The organism is Sulfolobales archaeon (assembly GCA_038897115.1).
GTDB lineage: Archaea > Thermoproteota > Thermoprotei_A > Sulfolobales > AG1 > AG1.
Genome location: JAWAXC010000042.1, coordinates 1 through 18,231, shown reverse-complemented (window position 1 = coordinate 18,231; position 18,231 = coordinate 1). Strand labels below are relative to the sequence as shown.

General features: G+C 45.6%; 22 protein-coding genes and 1 tRNA gene. 8 read left to right on the top strand and 15 right to left on the bottom strand.

Annotated features, from left to right (window positions below; genetic code table 11):
- The 4 genes from QXE01_06865 to QXE01_06850 form a co-directional block, all read right to left on the bottom strand.
- Nucleotides 1–345: hypothetical protein (locus tag QXE01_06865; GenBank protein ID MEM4970958.1), on the bottom strand; the 345-nt coding region annotated here is incomplete at its 3' end.
- Complete coding sequence (locus QXE01_06860) at nt 288–1,130, bottom strand: transposase (protein ID MEM4970957.1); 843 nt, start codon at nt 1,128–1,130, stop codon at nt 288–290. The genes QXE01_06865 and QXE01_06860, both read right to left, overlap by 58 nt.
- Nucleotides 1,131–1,416: 286 nt before the next feature.
- The gene (locus QXE01_06855) at nt 1,417–1,662 is read right to left on the bottom strand and encodes a hypothetical protein (protein MEM4970956.1); all 246 of its coding nucleotides are present in this window, start codon (nt 1,660–1,662) and stop codon (nt 1,417–1,419) included.
- Nucleotides 1,663–1,745: 83 nt separating this feature from the next.
- Nucleotides 1,746–2,060: a hypothetical protein gene (locus QXE01_06850; GenBank protein MEM4970955.1), complete on the bottom strand. Its 315-nt coding sequence runs from the start codon at nt 2,058–2,060 to the stop codon at nt 1,746–1,748.
- Nucleotides 2,061–3,016: 956 nt separating this feature from the next.
- On the opposite strand from QXE01_06850, the gene hutI reads away from it, so the two are divergent.
- Nucleotides 3,017–4,285, top strand: coding sequence for an imidazolonepropionase (gene hutI / locus QXE01_06845; protein MEM4970954.1), 1,269 nt, complete (start codon nt 3,017–3,019; stop codon nt 4,283–4,285).
- 4 nt (nt 4,286–4,289) lie between these two features.
- Here the strand turns inward: hutI and QXE01_06840 are convergent, their stop codons facing one another.
- Genes QXE01_06840 through QXE01_06830 form a run of 3 tightly spaced genes read right to left on the bottom strand, consistent with a single transcriptional unit; the run spans nt 4,290 to nt 6,234 of the window.
- Entirely contained in the window at nt 4,290–5,186 is an 897-nt protein-coding gene (locus QXE01_06840) for an arginase family protein (GenBank protein MEM4970953.1), read from the bottom strand.
- A gap of 38 nt (nt 5,187–5,224) precedes the next feature.
- Nucleotides 5,225–6,088 carry a hypothetical protein gene (locus QXE01_06835; protein ID MEM4970952.1) on the bottom strand — a complete coding sequence of 288 codons (864 nt, stop codon included), beginning with the start codon at nt 6,086–6,088 and terminating at the stop codon, nt 5,225–5,227.
- Nucleotides 6,089–6,102: 14 nt separating this feature from the next.
- Nucleotides 6,103–6,234: a hypothetical protein gene (locus QXE01_06830; GenBank protein MEM4970951.1), complete on the bottom strand. Its 132-nt coding sequence runs from the start codon at nt 6,232–6,234 to the stop codon at nt 6,103–6,105.
- An 86-nt stretch (nt 6,235–6,320) separates the two neighbouring features.
- Between QXE01_06830 and QXE01_06825 the strand changes: the two genes are divergently transcribed.
- Nucleotides 6,321–7,799: an aromatic amino acid ammonia-lyase gene (locus QXE01_06825; protein MEM4970950.1), complete on the top strand. Its 1,479-nt coding sequence runs from the start codon at nt 6,321–6,323 to the stop codon at nt 7,797–7,799.
- Nucleotides 7,800–8,001: 202 nt separating this feature from the next.
- Nucleotides 8,002–8,868 (top strand): helix-turn-helix domain-containing protein, encoded by an 867-nt coding sequence (locus QXE01_06820; protein MEM4970949.1) that lies wholly within the window; start codon nt 8,002–8,004, stop codon nt 8,866–8,868.
- Nucleotides 8,869–8,908: 40 nt separating this feature from the next.
- Here QXE01_06820 and ileS read toward each other — a convergent pair whose 3' ends face one another.
- From ileS to QXE01_06805, 3 genes are read right to left on the bottom strand one after another with little or no spacing between them, the layout of a single operon-like run.
- Entirely contained in the window at nt 8,909–12,079 is a 3,171-nt protein-coding gene (ileS, locus tag QXE01_06815; GenBank protein ID MEM4970948.1) for an isoleucine--tRNA ligase, read from the bottom strand.
- 5 nt (nt 12,080–12,084) lie between these two features.
- A complete protein-coding gene (locus tag QXE01_06810; protein MEM4970947.1) occupies nt 12,085–12,327 on the bottom strand; it encodes a hypothetical protein in 243 nt (80 codons plus the stop codon).
- A gap of 4 nt (nt 12,328–12,331) precedes the next feature.
- Nucleotides 12,332–12,580, bottom strand: a complete 249-nt coding sequence (locus QXE01_06805; GenBank protein MEM4970946.1) for a 30S ribosomal protein S28e — start codon at nt 12,578–12,580, stop codon at nt 12,332–12,334.
- A gap of 68 nt (nt 12,581–12,648) precedes the next feature.
- Here QXE01_06805 and QXE01_06800 point away from each other — a divergent pair, with 68 nt between their 5' ends.
- From QXE01_06800 to QXE01_06785, 4 genes are read left to right on the top strand one after another with little or no spacing between them, the layout of a single operon-like run.
- Complete coding sequence (locus QXE01_06800; protein MEM4970945.1) at nt 12,649–12,837, top strand: 50S ribosomal protein L24e; 189 nt, start codon at nt 12,649–12,651, stop codon at nt 12,835–12,837.
- A 5-nt stretch (nt 12,838–12,842) separates the two neighbouring features.
- Nucleotides 12,843–13,262 (top strand): nucleoside-diphosphate kinase, encoded by a 420-nt coding sequence (ndk, locus tag QXE01_06795; GenBank protein MEM4970944.1) that lies wholly within the window; start codon nt 12,843–12,845, stop codon nt 13,260–13,262.
- Entirely contained in the window at nt 13,240–13,701 is a 462-nt protein-coding gene (locus tag QXE01_06790) for a hypothetical protein (protein ID MEM4970943.1), read from the top strand. Before ndk ends, QXE01_06790 begins: the two co-directional genes overlap by 23 nt.
- A gap of 7 nt (nt 13,702–13,708) precedes the next feature.
- Nucleotides 13,709–14,563: a TatD family hydrolase gene (locus QXE01_06785; protein MEM4970942.1), complete on the top strand. Its 855-nt coding sequence runs from the start codon at nt 13,709–13,711 to the stop codon at nt 14,561–14,563.
- Nucleotides 14,564–14,710: 147 nt separating this feature from the next.
- On the opposite strand, the gene QXE01_06780 is transcribed toward QXE01_06785, so the two are convergent.
- The 5 genes from QXE01_06780 to QXE01_06760 form a co-directional block, all read right to left on the bottom strand.
- A tRNA-Trp gene (locus tag QXE01_06780) sits at nt 14,711–14,842 on the bottom strand.
- A gap of 106 nt (nt 14,843–14,948) precedes the next feature.
- Nucleotides 14,949–15,686, bottom strand: coding sequence for a hypothetical protein (locus tag QXE01_06775; GenBank protein MEM4970941.1), 738 nt, complete (start codon nt 15,684–15,686; stop codon nt 14,949–14,951).
- Entirely contained in the window at nt 15,683–16,267 is a 585-nt protein-coding gene (locus tag QXE01_06770) for a KH domain-containing protein (protein ID MEM4970940.1), read from the bottom strand. Before QXE01_06770 ends, QXE01_06775 begins: the two co-directional genes overlap by 4 nt.
- A gap of 730 nt (nt 16,268–16,997) precedes the next feature.
- Nucleotides 16,998–17,393: a hypothetical protein gene (locus QXE01_06765; GenBank protein ID MEM4970939.1), complete on the bottom strand. Its 396-nt coding sequence runs from the start codon at nt 17,391–17,393 to the stop codon at nt 16,998–17,000.
- The gene (locus tag QXE01_06760; protein MEM4970938.1) at nt 17,390–17,521 is read right to left on the bottom strand and encodes a hypothetical protein; all 132 of its coding nucleotides are present in this window, start codon (nt 17,519–17,521) and stop codon (nt 17,390–17,392) included. The genes QXE01_06765 and QXE01_06760 overlap by 4 nt, the downstream gene beginning before the upstream one ends.
- Before the next feature lie 416 nt (nt 17,522–17,937).
- Between QXE01_06760 and QXE01_06755 the strand changes: the two genes are divergently transcribed.
- Nucleotides 17,938–18,231 (top strand): class I tRNA ligase family protein (locus QXE01_06755; GenBank protein ID MEM4970937.1); only part of this gene is annotated, 294 nt, incomplete at its 3' end.

The following is an 18,231-nucleotide window of genomic DNA, read 5'->3' as shown; positions in this document are numbered from 1 at the left end:
AACGATTCTCGGGGCGAGCCTATGTGTTGTGAAGACAGCAACAGGCTTGCCACTCTGGATCACAAGTGTGTCATCGCTTCTCATTGTTAGAAGCGTGTTAACTATATCCTCAAAGGCCTCCCAATTTCTACATGCCTTTCCAGTGCCTCCGTAGACAATTAGGTTCTTAGGATCCTTAGCCACGTCTGGATCTAGGACGTGGAAGAGCATTCTAAGCGCCCCCTCTATCTGCCAGTCCTTGCTATCAACATGGAGATCCCTCCCCTTTATTGCTCTCACACTCCTCGTCACAGGATCGTAATAGCCCTTCTCAATAAGCCTCTCAATAGGTCTTGAAACCGGCATGTGAACCGTTTCTCCCTAGGTGTCATTCCAATCATTCTATATAAATTCATGGTCGCACCTAGGGAGTTCCACCTCGCCCACAGGGATCTCGGTATCCCTATGGGTTCATGGGTGGCTGTTGAGCCCAACGGCACGGGGCTCCCATCTAGGTTTAGCCCGCCTGGGCTTGGAGCAGCGCTCCCATCACCCAGGCGGGCTCTGAGATATAGGTTCCATAGAGATGCTACATCACGGTGCCACTTCTCTCCACCAACGCTGCATACCCCTACTCTGGATCCTTTTTCATAGACTATCTCAGCATTATGTATCGGGCATTCTCTCGATGTGTTCTTTGGATTTTCATAGATTATTGGGACACCATATTCCCCTGCCTTCTCCTCAATGGCTCTTTGAACCCCTTTGAATGATGCCTGGAAGATCCTGTGTCTAAGCTGTTTATCCTTGATCCTCGAGATCATGTTCTCAGCTGGATTCTTACCAAGCCTCTCAAGAACTATGGCATATCCATTCTCAAGAGCTGTTCTAACAACTATGTTGGCTATCTTCCACCTCGTATCATCTTTCTTTTTCTTCTCTTTTAGCTTCTTCATAATCTTCTTCTTAACCCTTGCATCAGCATAGGGTTTATCGTATTTCTTCTGAACACTCTTCCTACGATAATAATAACCCAGGACTGTCTTCCCCAGATCTGTTTCGAATAGATATGCTATTCCATCAAGCAATATCGTGATATTATTCTCATTAACATCTATTGGTAGAAGCCCCCTAGGATTATAAGCCTCCACATCCCTAGCAAATGTTAGATATATTATTAGCTGTCTATTTTTCCTATCGAGTTTTATCCTCGCCTCTGAAGCAAGTTTCCACCCACGGTTAATATACCTCCAATATTGTTTATGCGGCTCGAACTCTATCTCTACCCATCCTCTGTGGGTTGCTATCTTAATCGATGTTAAGCTGTTAAGCCCCCAGAGATGATCGTCGAGCCATATCGAGACATTTCTAATCTCTGGATATTCTCTCTTGGCAAGGCCCTTCTTCCTTCGCTTGATAAAGCTCTTAGCCCTAGAGCTAGCATCTTGACACGCTGTATATATAATGAGATGGTATATTTGGATATAGATTTCTCATCCCATGGTAATTCAATGCCTTAAGCCTTGTGAAGCTAGTTATATCACTCCTAACAGCATATATCGTTAGTTGCTCAACCATGTTGCGATATATACCCTCAAGCTCAACAAAGATGTTAAATACCCTCCTAGGGAGCCTAACACTCCTAACAGCAACAGTCCTCACTACCCTAGCCACTACCTCCAACCTCCTCTAGCATTTTTGAAGGCCTCCATAGATCTCAATAACAGTTCAGACATCCCTAACCATAATTTATCTCAGCTAACAGCCTATATAAACATTTCCTTTAAACATAAAAATATTCTCAGCCTAATCATCGTTGTATAGAGGACAAATCTTCTCCCATGTTTATCAGCAACTCTTCCAAAGATAGCACCGCCGAGAGGCCTTATAACAAGGGAGATACTGAAAACAAGCAGAGTCGAGAGAAGCCCGTAGAATGGTCCTAGAGGTTTAAAGAATATATCAGCCAGAATCGTGGATACAGCTATATATGAGATCCAATCATAAGAGTCGAGACCCCAACCGGCTGCGGATGCAACAACATTCCCCCAATAGCTCTTAACATTATCTCGGATCCCCAATAGATCACCACCAGATACTATTATATCTAAATAAAATAATAAAAATATGTTGTGGATAGGATATGAAAACCTCTAAACACAATTCTAGAGCATTACACCCTACCTAGATCCTTTTCTAATTTTCCTAAATAATATGATCCGATCTCTTCCCCCACCTAAGGCGAGGCTTTCAGTTGTAAAAGTATAAGACTTAATTTCAGGGAGGCTCTGTTCCTTGTAGTATGTGGACTTCACTGTGATGGTTTGGAATAAGATTGATGTATAGCTATTATAATCTATAGCTAGTCGGTAACAACAATTTTATCATATCCTTTATCTAAGATGCTAGATCGCTTTAGCCCATGTATTCAGCTAAGGTGTTTAGTATTGCCTGTTGGAATGAAATACATATTTCCACACACTAGATCTCCGATCAATAGATCCCTAATATTGGTTGCCTAGCCTATTAAGTATATGTGCTACTTCCTCACCGTCTTCTAAAGCTTCCCTTGCCGTGAGGTTAGTATAGTTGCTAGGGGAACCTCAGATTCTTCTAGAAACCCCTTAAGAAGTTAGTTAGAACAGCGGTAACCCTTTCCGAGGTGGGAAAGATTGAATCTATAAAATTATGTATCGTATAAACTAGTTAGGTAAATAAATTGGTGAGAAGACAATCACGATATCGATCGAAGCTTATAAAGCTCTATTAAAACTTAGGAGGCTGGTGAGAGTTTTTCAACCGTCATATTAAGGCTTACAAAGAAAAATAGGGATCTATGGATCTCGCAGGCGATTGGAAAGATGATGATGGCAAGGAGATAGATAGCGTGTTTAAGGAGATATGAGAAGCATGGTTTGGATTAAGCATCGAGTAAGAATGATAGTTTTAGAAAGAATTTATTCTCGAAAAATCCATCTCTGTTCATTTATCATAACATCTTCTATATCTTTTATAACTATCTATTTTGGAGGTATACATGGCTCAAGGGTATGTGGATGTTGATTTGATTATCCATGGCTCTAGAGAGATCCTTACTCTTCCAAGGGTTGTTAGAGGGAGAGCTGATCGAGGGTTTCTAGGGGTTGTTGAGGATGGTGCTATCGCTATCTCCCATGGTGTTATTGCTGCTATAGGTCCTGAGGATGAGATCTTGAGGAGATATAGGGCTAGGATGTATATCGATGCCTCGAACTATATAGCTACACCAGGCCTTATAGATCCACATACCCATCTTCTATATAGCGGATCTAGGGAGGATGAGAGGGAGCTGATCCTGGGTGGGGTATCCTATACAGAGATCCTTGCCAGGGGAGGGGGTATTTTGAGGACTATGAGGCTTACCTCGAGGGCTGGTAGAGAGCTCTTAATAACATCTCTTAGGGAGAGGCTTAATGAGATGCTCGAAAGCGGGGTTACAACCGTTGAGATCAAGACCGGCTATGGGATCGATATTGAGAGCGAGCTAAGGCTGGTAGAGGTTCTAGCACATGCTGCGGAGAACAGCCCTGTTAATATAGTTTCAACACTGCTCGCCCACATACCACTTCCCAACCTAGATTTCAAGAGCATTCTAGATGGATTTGAAAGGGTTTTGATCCCAAGGGCGTTGGAGCTTGGATATAGATTCGTTGATGTCTTCTGCGATAAGGGGGCTTTCAACCCGAGTGAGGCTAGGGCTATACTAGCTATTGGTAAGAGCAGAGGCCTTATACCGAGGATCCATGCGGATGAGTTCAGCTATATAGGTTGTAGCGATATAGGCCTCGAGCTCGGAGCATCATCCCTAGATCATCTAAACCACACACCCATCGAGGTTGTCGATAGGATCTCATCAACAGATTCCACAGCTGTGCTAGCACCTAGCACCGCGATAGCTACGGTGGGTAGGAAACCCCCTTCTAAGGAGCTCCTAGAGAGAGGGGCGATAATAGCTATTGCAACAGATCACTCCCCATCCCTCATGAACCTCGATATGGTGGCAACAATAGATCTAGCTGTTAACTACCTCTCACTACCCCCCGCAAATGCCATTGCAGCTGCAACAGTTAACGCAGCCTATAGCCTTGGACTTGGGGGGCGCGTGGGATCCCTTATAGAGGGTTCGAGAGCCGATATAGTGCTATGGGCACAGCCGAGCTATAGATGGTTTGGCTATCTAATGCGCCGAGAACCAATAGCATGTGTTATAAAAGATGGGGTTTTGGTGAAAGATATAAGGGGTTGCGAGATCCAGCGATCGCCCTAGATAGCTAAGATCCCATGAGATGGATCATTCTATATGCTATATAGGCCAGGTTCCTTCCACATATCTCCCCATGATCTAATATTGGCACATATTCCACAATATCACCCCCAACAAGCCTTCTAGTCTTGGAGATACCATCCAAGATCTCCACAACCTCCCGCATAGCTAGACCTAGGGGTGATGGTGAGTTAACCCCCGGACATTGATTCGGATCTAGAGAGTCGCTATCAAAGCTTATATAGATCCATTTAGCCTCCGAGAGGATCTCATTTATAATCCTCACAACTTCTCTGGGATTTAGATCCTCGGATTCTATATATGTAACACCCAGCCTCCTAGCCAGATCAAACATGTATCTGGGAACGCTATGCCTTCTAACACCAACCACCACAACCTTTAAGCCAGATCCCCTCTCTTCTAGAAGCTCTCTGAGATATGTTCCTGATGAGAGGCCCTCAGAAAGCCTCCTCAGATCTAGATGTGCATCGAACACAACCAACCCTCCTCCAGGGCCTCTCCTATCCAGCACGGCTGATACCGAGTATCTGGTTATACTGTGATCTCCCCCAAGTAGTAGGAAGCCTCTGCATATGCTTAACAGCTCCCCCACAGCGTTGTATATTCTAGAGGATGTCGTGGTTATATCGCCTGGAGCTATATCTATGTCTCCAGCATCACATACACATATATCCTCATGAACATTAAAGCTATATAGATAATCCCTTAGCCTGGTAGTAGCATATCTAGCCCCCGGCCTCCCAGCAGTGCTCCAATCCCAGGGAGCGCCTGCTATGCATACGCAGCTGGTATCGCATTTTCTCCTAACAACATCGCCTAGCCTCAGATCCTCTGGATCTCTTATAAACCTGCTACCAGGCGTTCTAAATAGTGTGGGGATCACGTGACACCAGCCCCAGATGGGATCAGTTTGATGATATGCTAGCCATCACCCAGAATAATTGTTTCAAATCTCTTCTCAACCCTAGGCGAGCCGTCATACCAGATCCTATATGCCTCGAATAAGCCATTGGGGATCTCGATCCATTCAAGATCTAGATCAGGCCTATATATATCTATAGTTGTTGATGAAGAATATATATAGACCGGCTCGCTCGATACCGCTCTATAGATTTTATAGTAGTTCCTCCTCTCAACAGCTCTATCGTAGACCTTGTAGAAGCTGCCCACAACCACCTCTACATCACGTTCCCTAACTAGGATAGCCCCTATATTTAGTGCTGACACCGTGTAGCCTATGATCTCTCTCAAGATCCCCTCATCTATATGGCTTCTTATCCTTGTAGCGATCATCTGTGCTAGGAAGTATGTATCGTTATAGAGGCTTGCATATACGCCTCTACCATCGATCCCGAGATCCTCTAGAATCCTATTCTTATCCACCGTGCCATTGTGGATTAGATAGAGCCTATAGCCCTCACTAGTAACAGCCTCAGCTGGGTGTGTCGAGAATATGTTTATCGGCATACCCGTTGCAGCAGCCCTAACATGGATCATCTCAACAGCTGCCCCATCTCGAGATCCTAGCTGATGTGGGTGAGCCCTAGCATCTATATCGTTATAGAAGGGCTCTATGGACTTGGCTATAGAGAGCTTTTCAACACCCCTCGATGTGATTAGAACGCTGAGCCTCCCCCAGCCATCTCTATGGCTTATCCCTCTGGAACCTGTTAGAAAACCCCCATATGGATCGAATTCCGATGCCCTCAAGAGACTCTCTATAAGGGCATCCCTATACCTAGATATAGGCTGTGAACCTCCAAAGAGAACCAAGATCCTGCACATATTGCTCTGCCAATTCACATCTCGTTAGCAAATATATATGGGCTTAGGATTTCCATTCTGACCTCCTCCCCGCCCCAAGGGACGAGGCTTTCGATTGTAAAGAATATATAGCTATGATCTATCATCGCAATATATCTCCTAAACATTTTTATCCCTCTATACGTGGTAACACCGGCTGATCATGGGTAATGATAAAAAGTTATTAGCGCGAATCCGTTTGGGTATTCTGGCAATGGAGGTGATAGATCTTTCAAGAGATGTTAGCTATAGAGATATATGGAAGATCTCTGTTGGAAGGGCTAGAGCCTCGATCAGGGCTGAGGTATATGATACCCTCAAGAAAAGGAGGGAGGAGCTTCTAGAGCTGATTAGAAGAGGGGGGAAATGCTATGGTGTAACCACAGGTGTTGGGGGTTTGAAGGATTTCGAGGTGGATCCCTCTGAGATCGCGAGGAGATCCAGGGATTTTCTGAGGGAACATGCAGCGGGATCCGGCGACCCCCTCGACAAGTCTATTGTGAGAGGTGCTATGGCTATACTGGCGAGGCAGCTCTCAATAGGATATTCCGGGGTATCACCAGATGTTATATCTCTCCTCATAGAGATGTTGAACAGAGATATAGTGCCTATAGTGCCTAGATATGGATCGCTTGGCGCTAGTGGAGATCTAGCACCAATGGCCTATATAGGACTTGCCATAGCTGGGGTGGGGTTTGTTGAGAAGGGGGGAAGGATTCTTAGATCTTCACAGGCGCTTGCCGAAGAAGGTCTCAAACCCCTAGAGCTAGGTCCTAAGGAGGCCCTCTCAATAATAAATAACACAGCCATGTCAACATCCATAGCGGTTCACGCTCTAGTGGCTGCTGAGAAGCTTCTAAAAACCCTAGAGATCAGCTCTTCAATTGCTATACAGGCTATGGGGACGCCGAAGCAGCACATAGATCTTGAGATGCTATCCCTCAAAAAGCATCCAGGGATCCTAGGGGTTGCTATGGATATACATAGAATCTTAGAAGGATCATCAAACCTAGGAAGATCAGGAGTTATACAGGATATATATAGCTATAGATGTATCCCACAGGTACTCGGTGCTCTGAGGGATTCACTGGAATATGTGAGATCATCTGTTGATAGAGAGATAAATGCTGTGACAGATAACCCAGTAATCCTAGGGGGTGGGTGTGTTAGTGGTTGCAACTTCCACGGGATCCATATAGCGATAGCCATGGATCTTCTATCCATATCGATGATCCCAGCCCTTATCCAATGCGAAAGGAGGATCTCAGCGATCCTCGACAAAAATCTTAGCCGTGGGTTACCACCATTCCTCTCAGAAGATCCTGGGAAGAGCTCTGGCCTCATGATGCTGCAATATCTAGCAGCAGCCCTTCTAAATAGAGCTAAGAGCCTATCAACACCAGCTACACAGGATAACACCCCGACATCAGCTAACCACGAGGATCATGTTAGCAACTCCCTCAACGCAGGGCTCAAAGCATTGGAGATAGCTGAGCTGGGACTCAGAATAGCATCAATAGAGATCCTGGTAATGAGCAGGGCCATCAGCCTAAGAGGCTGGCTAGACGGCTTAAGCCCGCTTACGAGGAAGATCTATGGTGTTGCTATTGACATACTCTCAAAGGCAGAGACGCTGGGGGAAGCTGTTGATGCTATGGCGAGGGAAATAGCTATACTCGTGGAGGATCTATAGATATCTTAATACGGATATTGGGAAAACCCATCCTCACGATCTTGTGCTGTGATTTGAACATCTTCTTGAGAGAGTTTTGAATAGCATGTCTACAAGATCTAATCCTAAGACCATTATTGGGCTCGTATATAGAGTTATAGAGGTGAATAGGGGGATATATAAATCCGTAATACCTAGATCTATATAGTGGGTTTGAGATCTTATGAACAGCATATCCGAGCTAATAGGGGGAGACGAGCTCGCTGTTATAAGGGATTTCTTCTCCCTCACAGAGTACGAGGCAAAAGCCTATATAGCTTTAATCCTTGTAGGGCCAACGGGGATCTCAAGGCTCTCCCAAGTGGCTGGGATACCCAGGACTAAATGTTATAGCGTTGCTAGATCCCTTATAACGAAGGGCCTCGCAGTGAGGATATCTTCGAGACCCTTTGTTATAGATGCTGTTAAGCCTGAGGTTGTCTCTAACAAGCTCGCCGAAGATCTATGTATGATGGCTAGGGAGAAGGCTGCTAGAATAGTGGAGACTATAAATAGACTTGCAGAGAAGGCCGGAGCAAGATCTCCGAGAAGGAGGGGGGATCAAGAGCTTGCTGGTGTAGTTATGATAGAGAGTATAGAGGGGCTTATATCGATGCTTATAGAGGATATAGAGAGGGCTTCGAAAGAGATCTTAATAGCAACTAGCAACATGCCCATGGAATTCCCATGGAGGGAGCTTCTAATCCCATCTATAAAGGCTCTATCTAGGGGGGTGGTTATAGAGTATGCCGCACCCAGAGGATCCCCAGCTATTAGACATATCAAGATGCTCTTAGAAGGGCATATAAACATGGTGCAGATGCAACAAACAAGCCTAACAGAGGGTTTTAGCGACACCAGTATCATCGATAGATTCAGGCTATATGAGAGCGATTATATAGAATCACCCTTTATAGTGATAGATGAGGAGATAACCTATAACATATTTGCAGATCCGATTAGAAGGAGGCATATGTTTACAACAAGAATCCATAACTCTAGATATGCTAGGAGCATGAAGATCTACTTCAAAATGCTGACAAAAGGTTAGAAAAACCAGGCGAATCTATGGTTTAGGAAGGGCGTGTTATTCATAGCTTTGAAATCGCTATCACATATATCTCTCCATCTATCTCCCACTCCCTTATAAGGGCTCCTCTAACCTCTTGCTGGGATCTCCTCAGATTGATCGATGCGCTTCTAGTCTCTCTCGCAACAACCTCTTTGATCCTCTCTATTGCTTTGAGATTATCTTCCTCAGAATATATATCCACACTTATAGTATCTACGAGGCTTAGCCCTAGCTCCTTCCTCATCACCTGGATCCTCCTGATGAGCTCCCTAGCAAGCCCAGCTAGAGCCAGCTCCTCTGAGACCTTCGTGGTTATCGCTGCATAGCCCCAATCCCTTTTAACAACTGCATGGCCCTCCATAGGCTCCTCCACGATCTCTACATGCTCGGGTTTCACCACAACCTCTCTACCATCTATAACAATCTTCACAGAACCCCTCAATATCTCCCTCGCCACCTCCTCCCCCCTCTGCTCTATATAGCCTATTATCTCTTTTGCAAGGCCTCTAAACTCCCTCCCTATAGAGGATAGCACTGGCTTCGCCCTAACCCTTATAATCTTACCCAGAGCATCTGAAGCCCTCATAGCTATTACCTCTTGGCAGTTCACCATCTCTCTTATAACATTCGAGCCCTTCTCAACAGCCTCTAGATATTCAGCGTTATCGCTGGCAACTATACACATCTCAACAGGCCTTCTAAGCCTTATACCAGCGTTCATCCTAGCAGATGCTAGTGCCTCGAAAACCTCTCTTAACCTCTCAAACATTCTTTCAAGCCTCTCATCCCTATATCTCAAGAGATCCTCTATATCCGGCCACTGCTCTAGGACAACACTTTCTCTAGCCGAGCTATCGAATCTCCTGACAAGCTCTTGGTATATAAGCTCCGCCATATGTGGGATAGCTATTGATGCCATTATACTCCAAGCCTTCAGAGCTCTAAAGAGGGTTGCATATACAGCTAGCTTGTCAGGGGTGTTCTCCTCCTCCCAGACCCTTCTTCTAACTATCTTGAGATACGTTCTCGATAGATCCTCTACTATGAAGTCTCTAAGCATGTTAACAGCCTCATGGATCCTATACTCCTCCATAGCCCTTGTAACCCCCTCGGCTATCGATGCTAGTCTTGAGAGTATCCATCTATCCTCGATCCTCAGGTGGTTCGAAAGCCTATCAAGATCATCGCTCGAATATCTATAACCATCTATCTCCATATAGGATTTGGAGAAGAGAAGGACATTCCACATTATATTAAGATCCCTCAGCGAGTCCTCAAGCCTCTTCATAGAGAACTTAAGATCCTCCCAGGTTGTGTTGGAGAGCACGAATAGTCTGAAGGCGTCTCGACCGTATTTCTTCACAACCTCAGAAACCTCGACATAGTTTCCTAGGGATTTATGCATCTCCCTACCCTTTTCATCGAGCACGAAGCCGTGTACAAGAACCGTTTTATATGGTGCGGAGCCAAGGACTATTAAACCTGATCTAAGCATGCTGAAGAACCAACCCCTAGTCTGGTCATGACCCTCTACCACGAAGTCTACAGGGCCCATCTTCTTAAACCTCTCAAGCCCGTCCCTCCCAAGCGATGCGTAGAAGGCTACGCCTGAGTCTAGCCAGACATCAGCTACATCGGGTACTCTCTCAGCCTGTCCCCCGCATCTAGGGCATCTAAGTATTACCTTATCTATCCACGGCCTATGAAGATCTGCTGGCTCTTCACCACCATATTCCTTGATCTCCCTGACACTCCCTATAACGATTCTATATCCACAGCTCCTACATATCCATATAGGCAGCGGCACACCCCAGAATCTCTGTCGAGATATCACCCAGTCCTGCATACCCTCGAGCAGGGGCCTCATCCTATCCAAGCCCCACCTCGGGATCCACTTCACCTTCGAAGCCTCCTCCACAGCAAGGGATCTCAGGGCGGATGTCCTTATAATCCACTGCTTCGTAGCCCTTAGGAGGAGGGGTGTCTTGCATCTCCAGCAAACCGGGTATCTATGGACTATCTTTGAATATGCTAGCAGAGCCCCTCTAGACCTTAGATCCTCGATGATCTCCTTATTAGCATCTCTAGCCCCCATACCGGCGTATCTCCCAGCCTCCTTAGTAAATCTACCTGAATCATCTAGAGGGGAGTATACCGGGAACCCCTTCTCCCTAGCAACCTCGAAGTCCTCAGGTCCGTGGCCAGGTGCAGCATGTACAAGCCCTGTACCCTCTTCCAGGGATACGAATCTATCTGCGATAACAACTCTATGGTAGTTCTTGAGGATTGATTGCAGGGGTATTATATCCTCTAGCGGGTGGTCATACTCAACACCCTCTAGATCTCTCCCCAACATCTTACCAACAATCTGGTAGTCCTTGATGCCAGCCTCCCCCATAACCCTTTCAACGGCCTGCTCAGCCATGATAAGGGTCTCATCCCCCACCTTAACCCTTACATAGGTTGCATCACTTCTAGCCATGATAAAGGTGTTCGCTGGAAGAGTCCACGGGGTTGTTGTCCATATCACTAGGTACTCCCTATCTCTACCCCTCACGGGCATCTTAACATAGATCGATGGATCCTCGAGATCCACATACTCCTGGGTAACCTCGTAGTCAGCCAAAACAGTCTCGCATCTTGGGCACCAGTGGAGAACCCTTATATCCGTGTCTAGAAGGCCTTTCTCATCAGCAGCCTTTATCAGCTTCCACGCCTCCTCTATATACTCGTTGTTAAGTGTCATGTAGGGCTTTGACCAATCCATCATAACACCTAGATCTTTGAAGCCTTTTGAGAGAGACTCGACATTGCTGAAGACAAACTCCTTGCACATCTGTATAAACCTATCTATACCTATCTTCTCAACAATCTCCTTCTTACTCGAGATTCCAAGCCTCTTCTCAATCTGATACTCGATTGGAAGCCCATGTGTATCATAGCCTGGTGTATCAATAACCCCGTAGCCCCTGAGCCTATAGAATCTAAGCACAGCGTCCTTGATAACCTTGTTCCACCCAGTGCCTGGGTGGAATGTGGGTGAGCTTGGATATGGGGGGCCGTCTAGGAAGAAGAAGATCTTATCTGATCTCCTGCTCTTAAGCTTCTCATATATCTTCCCATCCTCCCAATACCTCTTAACCCTCTCCTCAACCTCCGCTGGATTATACCTAGTTCCTAGGAGAGCCACCGGGATCACCCCATGGTCTTCTCAATCTTATACCAGGATATATCCCCCTTATCAACATATGTCTTTAAAACCCTTGCTACTTCCTCCTCTGAGGAGGTGTCTACTCTATAGTAGTAGAAGCTCCTAACAACTATACTCCTACTCTTAGTCAGGATCCTTGCAACCTTGGATAATTCCCTCTCCACCTCCTCAGCAGATTCTTCACTATACGAGACTATATATATGTTGTAGATAGGCAAGCCTGGCACCGGGTTATCTCCTAGTTGTGAGCTTCCTAGCCTCCCTCTCAGTCTCTCTAAGAATCACTATATCCCCGATCCTTACCGGCCCCTTTATATTCCTAGTAATGATCCTACCCTTATCCCTTCCCTCTAGAACCCTCACCCTAACCTGGGTTATCTCCCCTGTAACACCTGTCCTACCTATGATCTGGATTACCTCTGCTGGTATACCTATCTCCTCTATTATGGACTTCACAGCCTTCTCAGCCTGCTGTGACATGTTAACCCCATAGATATATCTGTGGACGCTTTAAAGAGTTACTAGCTATATATATCGGGGTGGAGTGGATGGTGAGCATCCACAGGTGCAGCTTCTGCGGATCCCAGATACCGCCTGGGACGGGGATCATGTTTGTTAGGAACGACGGATCTATATTGAGGTTCTGCTCCTCGAAGTGCTTCAAATACTTCAAAATGGGTAGAGATCCTAAGAAGCTTCCATGGACAGCGAGCTATCTAGGGGCTCAGAGGAGGTGACCCCTCTGCCGGTTGAGAGGACATTCTTCATGATCAAGCCCGATGGCTATGAGAGGAGGCTTGTGGGGGAGATAATATCTAGGATCGAGAGGAAGGGGCTGAGGATAGCTGCGATGAAGCTTAAGAAACTCACTAGGGAGGAGGCTGAGAGGCTATATGCTGTTCACAAGGGAAAGCCGTTTTTCGAGGAGCTTGTGGAGTTCGTAACAAGAGGCCCCGTGGTTCTCATGGTTATAGAGGGCGACTCAGCTATAAGCGTTGTAAGGAATCTCCTCGGCCCCACAGATGGTAGGAAAGCCCCTCCAGGGACTATAAGGGGTGACTATGCACTCTCCGTTAGCGAGAACATAGCCCACGCCTCTGATAGCCCTGAGGCGGCTAAATACGAGATATCCCTTTTCTTTGATGAGAGCGAGATCGTTTAGAGGGATCTATATGGGGCATGTTTTGATACTAAACACGCATTTCAACCCGAGCCAGTGGGAGAGGGATGGAGAGGTCTATTACCAGGGTACAAGCATGGATCAAAAGCTATATCAGGATATAAAATCCCTCCTCCCAATCCCAGCAATAGGGATCTATGGTAAGGGGCCTATTAGAAGGGGTACTAGGACGGATAGGGTTGACTATACAGCCTATCCACCTAGCTTCTTGGTTGTGGAGGATGTATCGATCAACGATAAGGGGGAGCCGACGTTTAGATTTAGAAGGCTCTCAGGGATAGAGGGTGTTACAAGCAAGGCCCTTCTATCGAGGCTGAGGGACTGGCCTCTCTACTATCTAGTACCCTCAGACAGGATCTTGAAGATCTTGGAGGAGCTGGGGGTAAAGCCTCCTGAGGAGTGGATTAGATATATAAGGTGATTGCTTTTTGCTATACGCAGACTCGCATCTACATACAAACCCGTTGAGGGGGATCGGTGCAAAGGCTGTTGCCGAGAGATTTATGAGGGTTGGGGGCTGGTTTATAGCTATAGTATCGCTACCCCCTACAAGCCTCGGCCTAGATCCGAATCTAGAGGGGTTCACAAAATCCCTAGAGCTAGCTATCTCTGAGTGCAGGGCTGCGAGGGAGAAGGGGCTTAGAGTATCTTGCCTAGGGGGTTATCACCCAGCTATGGTGGATAAGATGATAGATAAGCTTGGTATGAAGCCCGAGGAAGCCTATGGTGTATCTATAAGGGCAATCGATCTTGCATTGAAATATATTAGAGAAGGTTTGCTCGACGGCGTGGCTGAGATAGGCAGGCCCCACTACCAGGTGAAGCCCCACTATGTGGTGCTAGCTGAGATGATCCTAGACTATGCTTTAGAAGGGATAAGAGATCTAGATGGGATCGCACACCTACATCTAGAAGAAGGGGGATGGGCAACTGCTAAGGATATAGATAACAGGGTGAAGAGACTTAGGGTTAAGAGAGAAAGGATAGCGATGCACCACGCAAAACCAGGCCTAGCAGAGTACGCGCTATCGATGGGAATCCCAGCAACGATCCCAGCCCTATACCCTGTGATACAAGCCATAAGCGGGAAGCTGGGTGAGGGGCTATATATGTTTGAAAGCGACTACATAGACGATCCATCGAGGCCGGGTAAGGTGATTTACCCATGGGAGATCGCTGAGAACACGGAGAAGGCTGTGAGAGAAGGGCTCTTAGAAGAGGAGAAGGCATATAAAATCCATATAGATAACATAGTGAAGTTCTACCGGGTAGCACCTCCCTAGATTCAGCCAAATGCCTTTACATCACAACTCAGAACCGAGGGTATTCATCAGCCTCTATCTCATAATATCAATCGTTTTAACACTAATAACCTAATATGGGGATACGCCTTAGCTATTAGATATGGATTAGGAGCTCTTTCACATATGTGGTGGGCCCGGGGGGATTTGAACCCCCGACCTACGGGTCGCCCCTCCAGTTCCATATCATCCCCCCAGAGGGGGTCTTCCGACCCATAGCGAACTGGAGCCCGCCGCTCTGCCTGGCTGAGCTACGGGCCCTCCACTGCTCACCAAATATGCTATATTACTATAGGCTTAATATTTTTACAGCTGAAAGCCTCGCCCTTCTATGGTGGGAAGGGGATCGGGGCTGAAGATCTTGTTTTCAGGCGGTAGAGGGGTTAGATCTAATCACGGTTCTACTATATAGGCATTTATCTCTCAATGGACATTCTCCGCATCTTGGATGTCTATTTCTGCAATACCTGCTTGCAATCGTTACAAGGCCTGCGTGTAATAGCTTCAACCTATATAGATCTCTATTCACTATCTCCTCGATCTCTCTCCTCATATCCTCATATCCTCCTAGCTCTTCACCGCAGAATCTCTTGAGAACCCTTATGGAGAGCCTTGCAATTGGGAATATAGGTTTGTTTAGAGCGAATAGGAGTATCGAGTCAGCTGTCTCCCTCCCTATACCATCTATGCCCATGAGCTCTCTCCTCAATATGTTTGTCTCTTTCCCCGCTATCTTGTCAATACCACCATTTGATGCTATATATTTCGCTAGCTCCACGATTGTTCTAGCCTTGCTTCTTGGGAACCCAACGCCTTTTATTGTTTTAGCAAGCCTCTCAGGATCTGTTTTTGCGAGTCTCTCAAGATCTACTAGGCCTTCTAACCTCATATTCTCAAGCGCCTTTAGAGCTGAGCTCCACTTGCTAAGCTTAACAAGTATAGCTGTGATCATAATTTCTAGAGGTGTTTCAAGCCCTCCCCACCATCTCATAGACATAGGATCTTCTGGGAACCACTGCTGCTCTATAAGGATATCTCTAGCTCTCTCGAAGATCTCTATAAGATTGTCTATACAATCTACAAGATCACCTCTCAGAATGCTCACCAGAGACCCGGCTTTCTCCTCCTAAGCCCAGCCATAAGCCTCTCAGCATATTTATACACCGTTGTATGCTGTCTACCCTCGATCAGCATCTGTATAGCCTGCCTAGCTACTTCGGCCTCTTCAAAGCCACCGATAATTGCTACTGTTGCCTCTCCAACAGATATATATGTATTTGTTATCTCCTCAAGATTCCTCCTAGCCCTACCACCCTCACCAATGATCCTACCCTTGATCCTCTTCAAATGATTCTCGGAATCTCCTACATAGCTCTTCAGATCTATAACAACTAACACCTGATCCTCATCCAACAGCCTTTCAGCCCTCTCAGGCGAGAAGCCATATCCAATAGCATCTATATACTCCTTAGCCTTGAGGAGATTAGAAACAGGCGTCGAGCTAGATATAGGCTCTATAACCACAGCCCCTGTAGAGCTATCAACCTTTATAGAGACGCCAAGCCTCCTCCTAAGCATATCTATGATAGAACCCCCACCACCTATTATAACCCCAACCCTATCCAGAGGAACCTTCGTAGTTATCCTAGTAACCCCGGGGAGAACCCCTCCCTTCTCTGAGGACATATCACCACCGCTGGAGATCCACATATTCTATCCACCAGGGCTTTTAACCTATTAGATCAGTTCGTCGCGAGATCCTCACCCCTTGGTTTGGAGCGGCTTCATCATCAATATATTAATTACAAGCAATGCTTTAATAACTTAGCCTAAGATCTGAGAATGTGCAATTGCAACCGTGGGATCTGGATTTATAGGATATCTAGCTGTAATACCTGGTATAACTGGAGAAGCTATATTAGGTACTATAGTGGCCGCTACCGGAGTAGTATATGCATAATATACAATGCTGCCGTTGTCCTGGCTATCAACCTAGTTGTGACGTATTATAAGGAATAAAATGCCCGAGGATTAACATAACTTAAAATGGATCTGACCTCCTCCCCGCCCTGAAGGGCATGGGTTCCGTTAGGGCGGAGGGGTTTGGGCTACATCCCAAGCTCTCGCCTAGTTCAGCCTCATGCCCTGTCCCAGGCATGTTACCCCCATCCCGCATAGCGCGGGACTCGGGGTTTGCTTTCCTCTTAGCTAGTTGCATAAGCTATAGCATCTCAATGTAGCTATGAAAATCTATTCATCATACTCCACACCACAATTTCATGGTTCAGGGTTTTAGATCCTTATCCTTACAACTAAAAGCCTTAGTATTTAGTGTGGAGGGCTCAGAGTTAAAAACTATATTTCCATGCTTATTGGTTTCAGCGATCTATGCTCTATATATTGAATTACTCCCCAGCTATTTAGATTGTAAAAAGAGATGTAGAAACAGAACTACCGGGATTAGGATTAGTGCCATAACCACTAATACCATCGTAATATTATTGAGTATTTTAAGAATGGGGTCATATGTGGAACTATTTCTTATAATAGTTGGTGCAAGGATAAACGCCATGGTAAGAGCAATAACATAGCCTACTGCTAAGTCATCGAATCTCTCTTTCCATAGATTGATCCCTATAAGCCCTATAAGAGGTACCGCTATGCTTAAAATCCGCAGCAATATGTATATGAAACCAAACTGAACAAAGTATCCAGAGACATACTCTATCGGTGTAACAACTAGACTGAGAACTGCCCATAAGGATAACACTACTTTAGGAGTAAGTATCTTCTTATATCTTTTAGGTATCATAATTCTACACCTTTTCTAAGCACTAAAACATCAGAATCCTCTATGGTAGAGAAGGATACTATCGCTATTAACTGAGCACCCAATATCGATAATATGATGAATAATCCACTTAGCACCCTCCTAATCATGGTGACTCCATATATATATATGGGGATATATTTTAATTTTTCCATATGGCGATAGCTCGCTAAAGGCTTGAGGGTGTCAGCATATGCTCTACTCAAAATCATAGATGCTGTGAAAACCCATATAGATGTTCCTCTATATTGCTCTGCTATCTGCTCTCTTGGGTTCTAGTGCTGCTATTCTTAATATATTAATTTATTATAGCAATAGCTCCATATGATTGTGATAAGCCAAGGCTGATCAATTAAGTAAATTAAAAGATTGTTAATAACGAGGTTGACATAACATTGCTGGTATTCTTAGCTCTTTGTAGTTATGTTTTCAGCTGTAAAATATATTAGATTAGCTATTATTTATTGAGGGCAAAGCTAAATAGTTCTACTAGCTATAACTTGGAGGAGCGGTATAGGTTGAGACTATGGGTGAGGATCTGATCAAGGAGACTAGGTGGGATCATAGGAGGGAGGTTGAGCTAATAGAGAGGTGGGAGGCTGAGGGGCTATATAGATCGGAGACCTATGGAGGGGATAAGGGGATCATAGTAATCGATACACCTCCACCATATACATCTGGGAAATGGCATGTTGGTGGTGCTGCACATTATGCCCAGATCGATATGGTGGCTAGGTATCTAAGGATGAAGGGGTATAGGGTTATAGCACCATGGTATGCTGATCGGAATGGGCTTCCAGTAGAGATCCTTGTTGAGAGG